This window comes from Proteus genomosp. 4 str. ATCC 51469 (assembly GCF_003144375.1).
Taxonomy (GTDB): domain Bacteria; phylum Pseudomonadota; class Gammaproteobacteria; order Enterobacterales; family Enterobacteriaceae; genus Proteus.
In genome coordinates this window covers 1-12,580 of record NZ_PENV01000014.1, presented here as the reverse complement: position 1 = coordinate 12,580, position 12,580 = coordinate 1, and the positions used below count along the sequence as shown (strand labels likewise).

Annotated in this window: 14 protein-coding genes and 4 pseudogenes; 14 read left to right on the top strand and 4 right to left on the bottom strand. The window is 33.4% G+C overall.

Annotation, left to right across the window (positions count from 1 at the left end; genetic code table 11):
- The first annotated feature begins 453 nt into the window (after positions 1 to 453).
- From DK866_RS13425 to DK866_RS13415, 3 genes and pseudogenes are all read left to right on the top strand, one after another.
- Positions 454 to 1,026 (top strand): annotated as a pseudogene (locus DK866_RS13425) (terminase small subunit).
- A pseudogene (locus DK866_RS13420) lies at positions 1,023 to 1,556 on the top strand (terminase); the annotation flags it as partial. The pseudogenes DK866_RS13425 and DK866_RS13420, both read left to right, overlap by 4 nt.
- A 29-nt stretch (positions 1,557 to 1,585) precedes the next feature.
- Positions 1,586 to 1,888 (top strand): hypothetical protein, encoded by a 303-nt coding sequence (locus DK866_RS13415; protein WP_109409310.1) that lies wholly within the window; start codon positions 1,586 to 1,588, stop codon positions 1,886 to 1,888.
- Between the two features lie 85 nt (positions 1,889 to 1,973).
- Here DK866_RS13415 and DK866_RS20190 read toward each other — a convergent pair whose 3' ends face one another.
- Complete coding sequence (locus DK866_RS20190; RefSeq protein WP_244179704.1) at positions 1,974 to 3,068, bottom strand: PAAR domain-containing protein; 1,095 nt, start codon at positions 3,066 to 3,068, stop codon at positions 1,974 to 1,976.
- Between the two features lie 45 nt (positions 3,069 to 3,113).
- Positions 3,114 to 3,695 carry a hypothetical protein gene (locus DK866_RS13405; protein WP_109409309.1) on the bottom strand — a complete coding sequence of 194 codons (582 nt, stop codon included), beginning with the start codon at positions 3,693 to 3,695 and terminating at the stop codon, positions 3,114 to 3,116.
- Between the two features lie 626 nt (positions 3,696 to 4,321).
- Between DK866_RS13405 and DK866_RS13395 the strand changes: the two genes are divergently transcribed.
- The 5 genes and pseudogenes from DK866_RS13395 to DK866_RS13375 form a co-directional block, all read left to right on the top strand.
- Positions 4,322 to 4,705 carry a hypothetical protein gene (locus tag DK866_RS13395; RefSeq protein WP_109409307.1) on the top strand — a complete coding sequence of 128 codons (384 nt, stop codon included), beginning with the start codon at positions 4,322 to 4,324 and terminating at the stop codon, positions 4,703 to 4,705.
- 148 nt (positions 4,706 to 4,853) lie between these two features.
- On the top strand, positions 4,854 to 5,003 hold the full coding sequence (locus DK866_RS19835; protein WP_162557009.1) for a hypothetical protein: 150 nt from the start codon (positions 4,854 to 4,856) through the stop codon (positions 5,001 to 5,003).
- Positions 5,004 to 5,048: 45 nt separating this feature from the next.
- A complete protein-coding gene (locus tag DK866_RS13390) occupies positions 5,049 to 5,345 on the top strand; it encodes a hypothetical protein (protein WP_109409306.1) in 297 nt (98 codons plus the stop codon).
- A 474-nt stretch (positions 5,346 to 5,819) separates the two neighbouring features.
- Positions 5,820 to 6,290, top strand: a complete 471-nt coding sequence (locus DK866_RS13380) for a lysozyme (protein ID WP_109409304.1) — start codon at positions 5,820 to 5,822, stop codon at positions 6,288 to 6,290.
- Positions 6,291 to 6,656: 366 nt separating this feature from the next.
- A pseudogene (locus DK866_RS13375) lies at positions 6,657 to 6,824 on the top strand (NADP-dependent isocitrate dehydrogenase); the annotation flags it as partial.
- Between the two features lie 302 nt (positions 6,825 to 7,126).
- Here the strand turns inward: DK866_RS13375 and DK866_RS13370 are convergent.
- Positions 7,127 to 7,303, bottom strand: a pseudogene (locus DK866_RS13370) (integrase); the annotation flags it as partial.
- Between DK866_RS13370 and DK866_RS13365 the strand changes: the two are divergent.
- Positions 7,265 to 7,609 carry a lysis system i-spanin subunit Rz gene (locus DK866_RS13365; protein WP_109409302.1) on the top strand — a complete coding sequence of 115 codons (345 nt, stop codon included), beginning with the start codon at positions 7,265 to 7,267 and terminating at the stop codon, positions 7,607 to 7,609. The pseudogene DK866_RS13370 and the gene DK866_RS13365 overlap by 39 nt on opposite strands.
- Positions 7,610 to 7,832: 223 nt before the next feature.
- Positions 7,833 to 8,660, top strand: a complete 828-nt coding sequence (locus tag DK866_RS13360; protein ID WP_109409301.1) for a hypothetical protein — start codon at positions 7,833 to 7,835, stop codon at positions 8,658 to 8,660.
- A gap of 427 nt (positions 8,661 to 9,087) precedes the next feature.
- On the opposite strand, the gene DK866_RS13355 is transcribed toward DK866_RS13360, so the two are convergent.
- Positions 9,088 to 10,224, bottom strand: coding sequence for an agmatine deiminase family protein (locus DK866_RS13355; protein WP_109409300.1), 1,137 nt, complete (start codon positions 10,222 to 10,224; stop codon positions 9,088 to 9,090).
- Positions 10,225 to 10,352: 128 nt separating this feature from the next.
- Between DK866_RS13355 and DK866_RS13350 the strand changes: the two genes are divergently transcribed.
- From DK866_RS13350 to DK866_RS20345, 4 genes are all read left to right on the top strand, one after another.
- Positions 10,353 to 11,222 carry a LysR family transcriptional regulator gene (locus DK866_RS13350; protein ID WP_109409299.1) on the top strand — a complete coding sequence of 290 codons (870 nt, stop codon included), beginning with the start codon at positions 10,353 to 10,355 and terminating at the stop codon, positions 11,220 to 11,222.
- 68 nt (positions 11,223 to 11,290) lie between these two features.
- Positions 11,291 to 11,794 (top strand): GNAT family N-acetyltransferase, encoded by a 504-nt coding sequence (locus DK866_RS13345; RefSeq protein ID WP_109409298.1) that lies wholly within the window; start codon positions 11,291 to 11,293, stop codon positions 11,792 to 11,794.
- Positions 11,795 to 12,052: 258 nt separating this feature from the next.
- Positions 12,053 to 12,265: a transcription antiterminator/RNA stability regulator CspE gene (cspE, locus tag DK866_RS13340; protein WP_004244726.1), complete on the top strand. Its 213-nt coding sequence runs from the start codon at positions 12,053 to 12,055 to the stop codon at positions 12,263 to 12,265.
- Positions 12,266 to 12,272: 7 nt separating this feature from the next.
- Entirely contained in the window at positions 12,273 to 12,413 is a 141-nt protein-coding gene (locus tag DK866_RS20345; protein ID WP_420800765.1) for a hypothetical protein, read from the top strand.
- Positions 12,414 to 12,580 lie beyond the last annotated feature (167 nt).

The following is a 12,580-nucleotide window of genomic DNA, read 5'->3' as shown; positions in this document are numbered from 1 at the left end:
GCGTCGGACGAGGGTTCGAATCCCTCCCTGATTACCAACCACATGAAGAACACTATTACCTCGCCAAGCGAGGTTTTTTATTGGGTGGAATAAATCAATTGGAGGCACTGTGATTAGTATTAGTAAGTTGTATTTCAATATCCAAATTTTATTTTATGGTAAACAATGACAAGTCCCAGAATTGCGGGCATAACTTGCAATATAAATCTACATAGATAGTAATTAACTGTATCTCGCTCAAAGTTGGTGAGAGCGGCTTGAATAAAAATAAATGCTGAAATTCTATATGCTGCAGATAATTCAAAGCTATCATGATGAAATAAATATATGGAATATATAAGGGATATTAAATAACCAATACATCCAATAACAAATAATAATGATTTAACTTTCATTTGTTTGCAAACATCGGATCTTTATCTTTCATAATCAATAACTCCAAGAGAAAAATTAATGACACTCAACGATAAACAAGAAATGTTTTGTCGCGAGTACCTCATCGATTTAAACGCTACACAAGCAACTATTCGTGCGGGGTACAGCGAGAAAACTGCAAACCGCACTGCATCAGAAAACCTGTCAAAACCTGATATACAGTTAAGAATATCTGAACTATTGAAGAAAAGAAGTGATCGCCTTCAGATAGATGCTGATTATGTACTCAAGCGTTTAGTTGAAATTGACCAAATGGATGTATTGGACATTCTTCGGGATGACGGAAAGCTTAAGCCAGTTAGTGAATGGCCTAAAACATAGCGTACAACATTATCTGGATTTGATATTTCCACAACAATTCGTGATTACGATGAAAGCACCGAAGAAACCATTCTCAAGAAAATCAAATGGCCTGACAAAGTGAAAAATCTTGAGTTACTAGGTAAACACGTCAAAGTTCAGGCGTTCAAAGAGCAAATTGAGCAGAAGGTCGAAGCCACACACAACATTATGCCCGTTCCATCTTGTGATAATGTGGATGACTGGGAAAAGGCTGCACAACAGCAACAAGGTGAGGTACTAGGTGGATGAATTACAACGTAGTCTGGAAGCCTTTACCCGGCTCTCAATCCTTATCACTAAGTTGCCCATGTAATGAAATTTTATATGAAGGAACACGAGGACCCGGTAAAACAGCTGCCCAATTAGCGAGATTTAGGCGCAATATCGGCGTTGGTTATGGCTCATTCTGGCGAGGCGTTATATTTGATACGGAATACAAAAACCTTGCAGACATCATTACGCAATCCAAACGTATGTACCGGCTATTTAAAGATGGTGCTCGCTTTCTTGCTTCGGCATCTGAATTGCGTTGGGTGTGGCCGACAGGTGAGGAGTTATTATTCCGTTTTGGCAAAGAAGCAGATGATTATTGGGATTATCACGGACAGGAGTTTCCTTTTATTGGTTTTAACGAATTAACCAAGCAAAAATCAGCCGATTTTTATGAGGCAATGTTTTCTTGTAAATGTTCGTCTTTTAGGCCTGAAGATTATCCTCTTGAAAATGGCTTATTGTTAAAGCCCATTCCTTTAGAAACATTCAGTACTTGTACTTGGTTTTAACTCAGACGCAGGCTGGGGCGGAGTCGATGGGGGGTATTGAAATTCCACTCGATGTCAATAAACAGCCTCTTATTTGGGTAGACTCTGAAGTTAATAAAAACGGCTCTATTCTCGTTAGAACGTATCATCGCACTCACCCTAACGCACCTGAGTTTGCTCGTAATGATATTGATGGTTTCAATGACGGCGACCCGATTGATATCCCTGATGGTCGTTTTATCTCTGTTCGTGTACAGATGCCAGAGCAATCAATCTATAACGTGAGAATGCGTGAAATGGAAGAAGCGCAGAAAGAGGAAGAGGAGCGCAGGCAAAAAGAAGAGGATTAATTGTGATGTTGTTAAACGGACTGTACTGATTAACTATTTCACCCGTTTAGCATAGAGTGGTTTATCTACAGTAATATTTACTATACTACCTTTTCACGAGATCTATGTTTTTATCATCGTTTTCATCATTATTTTTAGATAGGAACCATTGCAAGAGAGCTCTTTCGGGTATCTTATTATATTTTTCAGTATTTAAATCACTATCAGGGAACGGTGACGTGATGGATTTTATATGAGGTATATTATCAATAACCTTCAAGTCACCATCATATTTACCCTGTTGTTTTTCAAGTATTTTTATATTTCCATTTATATTGCTTAATTGAGCACTATCATATAAATTTACGTTTGGTGTAATTCCGGCATGGCGTAATGCTTTCCATGTGAAATCGATACAGCTATTTGTTATACCGTTATAATATAAATTGAAGTAGGTCTGCTTGTTATTCATAGCTAAATCGCCAAATTCATATATTTTATCGTATTGTTGCTTGGTTATTTCGATAGTTCGGCTGTAATATGGATTCTCATAATGAGTTGTATCATTATCTGTAACTTCACCATCCCCATACATTCCACTTACGATAGGTGCAAACCCAAAAGAAATAGCATCGATTTCAGTGTTATCTTTATTTATTATTTTTATTTGTAACCACATATGACCTGCAGAAGATGTTGCTCTTACTGCATTATTAAAACCTTCAAACTTGGGCGAGCCTTTATCGTCAGATAATGGCGTTCCTGGATAGGCTGTATAAATAGTTACTGTATATTTATGGTCTTCGGTATCTATAATTGGTGGTATGTATAAATTATTTTGTTTGTTAACAGTATATTGATTGGTGGGCTCTCTAGGCATTATCATAGTATTTGAAGCTATTACATTAGAGCGTGGATCTCCCGCAATGACAATATTTGAACCCAAAGGACATCCACACTGAACAATTGAACCCTCAACCGCCTGTATTTTTCCATGATTATTGATTCTATTTTCACCGGTAATAACTTTTCCAGCTTGCCTACATTTGGGACAAATAGTCGTAGGATCTCCCACCCTAAGCGCCATTTTTTGATGACAACTTACAGACTGTATGGTGGCAATGCAGGTTGCACCTGTCGTTGTTTTATCTCCATTTAACGCTATTGCTTTACCAAAAAGATTTGGTCTTAATGTTGACATTGCTCATCCTTTTTTATTTTTGTCAAATTTATTTTCATGAAAATATTACTTAATAAAATAGGTTTTTATAGTGATGAAATAGGTTAACCCATCTATTTCTAATTCAGGCCAATCGCCAAGAACAGTGACTTCTAATCTATATTGCCCATATTCTGGTGGAACTGATGCTATAGAAAAAGCATCAGCTCTACGAACACTATTATTTCTATGTATATAATCTAAAATTAAGGATTCAGACATATCATTATTTACTTTATATAATTTCACTTTAAATATTGCAGAATTACCAATGTTTTTTATTGGTCCTTTTCCATTAAATATTTCAAATTTAGAAAAATTAATATTTTTATTTTGGTTTTCTTCTATATTTAATATGATATGGGATGATGGGGGTGATATAGGGAATAAAAATAATAACTTAGGTGAAGGAATTGGAGTTTTCCAAAAAACAAAGTTAATAGAGTCCCCTTTTTTATACAGTTTTATAGGTATATTAATAGGGTGCCCTTCGGCTATTTTAGGTGACAAGAAAAAATATGGATCATTATCTACTGGTTTAACCCATTGATATAAAAGAACTCCAAATCCACCAATCAATAATCCCAATATAAACAGAATCCTTTTCATATACATAAATCCTTAGATTAAAGAAGCTATATATAATATAGCTTATAGTTTTGGCTATGCTAGCGATATATAAACATTACTCTTTTTTTAATGATGATAGCTTCTCACACCATATATCAAGAGTTTCCCGTTTTTCTCTTAAATAATCATATCTGTCATAATGCTTTTGAGAAACGCCTGATCTTTTGTGGTTTTGTACCATATCCCTTAACTCAGAACTTATTTCCATTTCCACAGCTAATGTTTCGAATACTCACTAAATCATGTTTACAGTTCTAATATGTGGTTATCAAAACCAATAAAAGTCTTATGTTAATCAACTAGTTATAAAAATGTATAATCACTGTCTTTTAAGTATATTAAGAGTAAATATACCTTAATAAACAAATGGTTAGTAATGGCGGATTTATATAATGTTACACCACATGGGCTGGACAGAAGCTGCTGACTTAATCATTAAAGATATCGGTTTACATTTTTCTTGCATAAAAGATGAATTTATATTTGATGAGCCGTAGATAAAGATAAGATTGAATAATATATTTTATAAGTAAAAATTTAAGATAAAGTTTTTCGATTAATTGACGATATACATAATTACTTATCTTAAATTAGAGATTGGGCTTGTGAAAAAAATATTATTATTATCACTACTGTTTAGTTCTTCTGTGTTTGCACAAAATGTCGATGTAGGGCAAGTCTGTAAAGCGTCTGCAGCAACCATGTTTGGTCGAGATCATAAGATTATGCAATTAGATACTATTGAAAACGGCATTGCTTATGTTCATTACATTCGTTCAGTCGATAACAGTCGCTGGGCTATTAAATGTAAACTAAACGGTGAAAAGGTCATTTGGGCATCAAATAATGCTGATAGTTCGGGGCGATGGAGAGACGATCCTTTAGATAGTATTGTGAAATATTCTGTAAATGGTGGGAATATCACGATTTCTGAAATTTATAGTGATGGTTCTAAAACAGAAAAAACATATCTAATAAAAGAGCTATAAATTATCACCTGTTTTTGCACTTAAAACTTTTTCTGGAACGGGATATTATTTTTATCTTAAAAGCAGTCAAACTATTATAGGAGGAGGAATACAAAGTGCTTTTGGATATTTAACATTTAAGATTGGTCGTAAAATTAGAAATAATGAAATGAAAGGTGCTGGATTTATTGGTTTATCTCTCGGTGGAGGTAAGTTTTTTGACGGTGTATCAGATATAGTGTATGAGTTTACTGACGGTGAATTTGATATAGGAGAAGATCCTATAAAAAAAGGTATTGAACAAAGTTTTAAATTTTGAGGTTTAAATGAGAGTCATGGTGAGATAGGTTATGATGTTATTGATATGACTGTCAGCCTATATAATGGATTTGCAGCTTTTGCTAAATATGATCCACCTAATCGTATTATTCATTTACCTGTCACGATGGGCGAGAGAACTTATAGAGCAACACATTTTGATCGGTTGTTTACCAGTAAAGGTACTCGCTTATTTCGTTGGAGTTCATTAGATTTTAAGCGAAAATTTAGTGTTCATAGCAATCCTATATTACTCACTACTTTAGGCTATAATATGGGGAAACTTATCTTAATATTGAAAAAATATAATAACGAAGAATCAGCTATTGAAAATATTAAATAAATTAGATTAATGCTCTAATTAAAAATAGATCATTTTTTCATTATATAGGTCATTACTGCAATTTTCTTTATACAATCATAGATAGTAATTACTAAACTCATGGTGAAGTAAATAAAAACTAAAACTAAGAATGAATAGAATAGATGAGGTGTAGATTCTGATGTAATTATGCAAATAAAAACTATAGTAAGTGAAATAAATAATCCTTCAAATAAGATACGATCAAAGATAAATGTGTCAAAAAACCATTTTTTAAAATTTTCTTCTTTATTGGTTTTGTTGTTATAAGTTTGATTTATTTTTTTTACATCCTTGTCCGATAAGTTTTTAATTATTTTATCTATATCGAATCTTTTCATTATATATTATCTCTAAGTTTTATTTTTCTAATGATAACATAATTAAATATTAAATTGAACTCTAGGGTTTAATTATATTAATGAAATGATGCCTTTTAATAAAAAAGGATATTAAATGCAATTAAAACAGAAATCAATTGTATTAAGTTGTACCAGTGCCATTACTATAGCCTTAACCCTTATTAGTTATTTGGAAGGAATAAAATACAAATCCTATTATGATGTCACAGGTGTTTTGACAGTTTGCTATGGCCATACTGGCAATGACATTACTCAAAATAGAATATACACAAAGCAAGAATGTGATGCTTTATTACAAAAAGATTTTATTAAAATACAACGACAGGTCGATGCTTTAGTCAAAGTATCCCTCGATAATCACACTAAAGCCTCTTTATATTCTTTTGCTTATAATGTTGGAATACTAGCATTTTCATATTCTACTTTACTCAAGAAATTAAATGCGGGTGATCAATATGGCGCTTGTGAAGAAATGAAACGTCGGATTTATGCTGGTGGAAAAGTATGGAAGGGTTTAATTAATCGCCGTGAAATGGAATCTGCTTTATGTCATGGAAATCTTTAATTATTGTCTTATGCTTTATTATTACTCTTTTTATTATTGTTATCTTCAGCTTTTATTTTTCCATTGATCCTTCTTGTTCCAATGATAAAGCGAGTTTAGCTAAACGCTGTCAACGCGCTATTTCTCATCATAGGTATTAATCAATAATGAATTGAAAAGTTTATATCGCGATTATGGCGATAGTTATTATTGCTGATGGTTATATGGTGGTAAATGAGCAATCAAAAAAACTCAAATCCTAAGCGAGTGAATATCAGAGCAGCATGTTCCTCCCGTATCATCACAAATAGGCATAACCATCGTCTTTTGGGTTTATTAAAAGCAAATATACCTTAATAAATAAGTGGTTAATGATAGTGAAAATACATAATGTTACGCCACATGGATTGGACAAAAGGCGCTGACTTAATCATTAAAGGTATGGAAGGCGCAATTGCCGCCAAGACTGTAACTTATGATTTCGAACGTCAGTTGGAAGGCGCTAACCTGCTGAAATGTAGCGAGTTTGGTGACACGATCATCAAACATATGTAATATAATTAGCGTTGCGAATTGATTATGAGAACTTAAGGGTTCCCTTTTTTGTTATAGGCTTTCTTATGATTTTGTGTAACGTGCTGATGCGTATTTTTGTATTAAAAGTAACCAGATATAGCAAAAGCAAACAAACAATAAATAAAACGTCAGCGTTAAAATCAAGCAATAGAAATAGGCGATAAAGTTTTATTTACGGGATATGAAAAAGAAGAAAAATAATCTGCAAACCGCATGATAAAAGTGGCGGAAATTATCATTTGCAGATTATCTAATGGATTAAAATAAGGTCAGAAATAAGGTTAACACGCGATGGTTATCCATTCTTTTCCTCGAATATTGTTATAACGATCGGTTTGTGCACGAGTCGCACGCCCTAATAAAGCTTGTGTATCAATACACTGCTTTCGATACAAACGTTCTGATAATGAACGTTGTTCATGAAAGGAGGCTGGCATTCCTTCACTCCAATCAATATTGACTACCAAGCACACATTACTCGGTTAAATCAACTCGACATTAAATACACTCAGGATCTAGCTAGTGCAAAGAATAAAGTTAGCCGTTTGCTTGATATCAGCGAGCGTCATCTTGAGCAGGTATACATTAAAGCCAACTATCCAAAGAGTACCGATAGTCTCGCCACCAGCTTGGCTAATGAAACCACCGCCCGACCTACTGACACCGCTATTAGAAATTATTGGTTGCTCAGAGAGCTAATTGTAAAGTCAGTGCAAATCATTTTAGGGCTACAAGATTACATTAGAGCTGAGTGTATTGATTAGAGCTTATATTGGTTATTGGTCATTTTATGTGGCTATTTTTTTATATTTCCTTTGAATTTTATAAATATCAAGCATGTAATGCTAATTTGGTAAAAAACACAATTAAATCATATTGTTGAATAGATTATGTTTTTAAAAATCAATCTATACTTAATAATAAAATTACTGTATATTTATATAGTCAATTAAGATGGAACTTAATTATAAATCTAGGAGATATGATATGACGGATACACAAAATTCTTATAAAGATGAATACACCATTTTATCTGGTACTAATAAGGAAGCTGTATTTATCAAAGATAACCAACAAATTTCTTGTGAAGGAAAAAATGCACTAATTGTTAGTTTAGGTAATAATGTATCGATTGATGATAACGAGTTTAGCGGTACAGAAAATAGTGAAAATTCTTTATTTGTTTCAACGGGGAAGAATGCATTAATTAATGGTGGCATAAATACCTGTATTTTCTCTTCTGGTGATGAGTCATCAATTGATTTTACTTTTTATAAAATGAAAAATGATGGTTCAGGTTTGACCAATGATAGTGATTCATCGATGGGAAAAACGGTGGCGATAGCTACGGGTAATAATGTGGAAATTTCCGCTCCAGAAGTTGCAGATTTATCAATAACACTAGCAACTGGTAATGAAAATAATTTAATTACGGGTAAGAATAATGCCTGTATTATTGCGGGAGATAATAATATTTTTCGTAGTGAACTGATAGATAATAAAATGCTCTTTAATTTAGGTAACAATTCCAATATTACAGCAGAATACGGTACTTTCGTTAACTTTGGTGATAATGCGAAGTTTATGGCATTGGAAGAATCAATTATTTTGACAAAGTTTGATGCTGTTATTGAAGTTAATATTCACCAAGAAGACGCTGAATCTGTAATTATCACAACGTGGCTTGAAGGTGATGATGAGTACGCACACCGAAGAGTATCGACATATCACTATGGAATTGATTTTTTTAATAACAAAACTTACAAAGTCGGTAAAAAAGGTGAATTAATCGATATTACACTATCCAATCAATAACCCCACGTAAACACTACATTGCGAGGAGTTAATAAATAATATTGAATCCTCTTTACCTTCTGAGGTTCGGATAACATTTATGCGACGCATAAAGTATTGGTTAGAAAATTAAAGGTAGCATTGTGATACTGACCCGCTTCGGCGGGTTTTTTATTGAAGCTAATATGCAATATATTCCCCCTGAAATGCGAATCAGTGTTACCTAATTCTCTTCCACTGACGTTTTGCTTGAACTTTACGAATTTTATTTAACTAAAATAGGCGGTATTTTTGGTACCGCTTTTTTGATGGACTTAATCAGTGTAAAGAACCATTAATCTAGCAAGGAAATATCTATGAGCCTTACCTTGTAAAAGGTGACGTGTTTTCATCAGCTTGCTGAGGCAAGTAACATTATTTTACTGCCTTTATTATTAAAGTGTAATGCTTATATAGACTTAAAAGAAGGTAACTGATGTGTAACACAATGGATACCTCCACCTCCAGCTGCGATAGCATCGATATTTAGCATGACAATATCACGGGTTGGATATAATTCAGTTAACATTTTTTTGGCTTTATTATCTGCTTCCTCATCACCAAATTCAGGGGCAATGACAGCATTATTAATGACGAAATAATTTATGTACCCAGCTGCAAAATCAGGATTGTTTTTACTGAAAATACTCTCTCTAGGATATAAAGGTGGTTCCATTGTATGGATCTGTAGTTTTCTTCCATTTGCATCGGTAGAATTCTGTAATATTTCTATATTGTTTCTTGTTACATCATAATCGTACGAATCTGGATCATTATCTAAATTTGCGACCACAACACCCGGCCTCACAAAGCGAGCATAAAAATCTACATGTGCATCAGTAATATCTCTATCTTTAATGCCCGGTATCCAAATAATTTTGCGTAATCCCAATGCGAATTTTAATTCATTTTCAATCTGATCTCGTGTTAAGCCTGGATTTCGGTTGTTATTCACCCAACTACTTTCTGTCATAATTGCTGTACCACAACCATCAACTTCAATTCCACCACCTTCTCCAATTATTTGACTTTGATAAGGCGTATTGATACCAAATTTTTTGGCTTGAAATTTAGCAAGTTTAGAATCTTTGCTATGGCGTTGTTTATTACCCCAGCCATTAAAATTGAAATCTACAGCACTAAGGGTTTTATTTGGAGTAATAACGAAATTTGCTCCTATATCACGCATCCAAATATCATCTAGTTTTGTTGTAATAAATGTAGTGTTATGCAAACCACACATTTTTTCAGCAATATCTAGCTCACTTTCACGGCAGAAAATAACTACAGGTTGATATTTTGCAATAGCTTGGGCAATGTTTCCCAATGCAATTTGTACATCTTCAGTTATCTTTCCCCATATAGACCGTTGTGCTCCAAAGGCTATAAAGGCCAATTGTTGTAATTCACCTTCATCAGGCATTACTCCTAGTTTATCAACCATACTTTCTCCTTTTGCTGAGAGTGAAATACCAAAAGATGTAGCTAAACTGAGCGCACTAATCACCGTAACTTGATGAATAAATTGGCGACGAGTTGAATTCATTAATACCTTCCTTTTTTCTTAATTTAACTACACTAACAACTTAGCAGAGTGCTTCATTTTATTGGTATTGATACTCTAAGAACTAACGATATAATTAGCGTACAATTGATTAGATAGACTTATCAGCGATGTTAAAATATTGGCCACCACTAAATGCATTACGAGGGTTTGAATCTGCGGCTCGACTTGGTAGCTTTCATAAAGCCGCAATAGAATTGAATATCACCCAATCAGCTGTTAGCCAGCAAATAAGAAGCTTGGAAAGTTATCTTGAACAACCATTATTCTTTCGAGAAGGTAGAAGCGTCACATTAACTGATGCTGGAGTGGACTTTTACAATAGTACCCAAGATGTCTTACAGCAATTAGCTGTTGGTGTACGTCGTTTAGATCAATATAAAAAATCAAATCAATTGATTGTTAACACTACACCCGCATTTGCTCGTTATTGGTTATTACCGCGTCTTGATTTATTTCATCAAAAATACCCTGAAATAGATATTTGGCTTTTTACTACTTATGCAGTACCAGATATGGCAATAGAGACAATTGATATTGCTATACGTGATGATATATCGGCACAAAAAGAATGTATTTATAAAGAACTTTATTACGATAAGCTTTATCCTGCATGTAATCCAATTCTACTCAATACTCAGAAAAGGTTAACCTTACATGGAGAAGGAATTATGGATTGGAGTAACTGGACATTGCAGGGGGGCGAATCGGTAGGGCAACAACTAAATGGAATTAATTTTTCAGACCCAAGCCTATTATTAGATGCTATTTGCCAAGGGTTAGGGATCGGTTTGGTAAGTCAACTACTTACACTTCAAGTTAAAAAAGATAAAAAAATCAGTTCACTTTCAAAACATTCTATTAAAGGAAATGTTTGGTCATGTCTTATTCATCATGAAAGTGAACTAGGTTTGATGACACAATATTTTTTACAATGGCTAGAGAATGAATTATCAAAATGTACTGCTGAATTTATTTAGTATTTATTGAAGATTTAGCATGTGGAAGTTTATAATAATATAAAATATTTTATTTATTAAGGATATTTATGGAGTTTATATTTAAGAAAATAACTGAAGATGATTGGCCTTTTTTTAAAGAATTATATGATTCAGAAAAGGCTATGCAGTTTATCTCAAATACAATGACTGAGGAGCAGATCAAAGAAGCATTTAATAGTCGTTTACCTGAATGGAATTTGTCATCTGTGCATTGGTTATGTTTTGTTATCTATGATAAAACAAACACCACTCCTTTGGGTTTAACAGGATTAAGACTTATTCATCAAGATGGAGAGTTAATTGGAGAGATTGGTTATATACTATCTCCCGAACAAACAGGAAAGTCTATAGGGACAAAATCTTTAGCTCAATTATTAAATTTACCTGAATTAGCTAGTTTGAAAAATTTTCAAGCGATTGTTACTGCAGGAAATATAGCATCTGAACGAGTTTTAGAAAAAAATGGTTTTATTCTTACTCAAGTTCTAAAAGATAATTATGTTATAGGTGATGTTACTTTTGATGACCATGTTTATACATTGATTAAATAAAAAATTATAAGAGGATATTCAATATAAAAAATATTGTTCTCAAAATAAAGTTTGCTATCTGAATTTTTCTATGGCTTAATAGCGTCACTGGTTTGGAAGTACAGGCCTATTTATGTTAGTAAGTTTAAAGTTGTTCCCATTTAGCGTTATCCTTGATACCTCTTCACTGCGAATTCCTTCTAATTAATTCCCATAAGTAAAAATACAAAACAAACCGCCTATGCCTTATGGCAAATTAAATAAATTAAAGGAAATTCTATGTCTAATACAATGACTGGTACAGTAAAATGGTTCGATGAAGGTAAAGGTTTTGGTTTTATTACTCCAGCTGATGGCAGCAAAGATGTCTTCGTACATTTCTCTGCAATCCAAAGTGATAGCTTCAAAACATTAGCTGAAGGTCAACAAGTTTCATTCACCATGGAAAATGGTATGAAAGGCCCAGCAGCAGGCAACGTGGTGGCTCTCTAAAGGCGCTATTACTATTCGCCTCTATTTTAAATGCCCAAGGTGTCGCGGTTCACAATATAGAACATCACAATTTGATGTCACAGTGAACAATCCACACGGCGCAAAATGTATCTTTTGCAAAAGTGTGATGACAGCTCAAATGAGTTAAGCATTAAATAGTTGAATATATAAAACCTCGCTTCGTGAACTGCACCCCAAAGTTGGACACCAACTTTGGGGTGTTTTTCTATGGCTAAATATTCTCTTGATTTTAAACTAAATGTGATTAATTTTTATCTCGAAGGCAATGGTTTTCTATCAACGGCTAAGCATTTT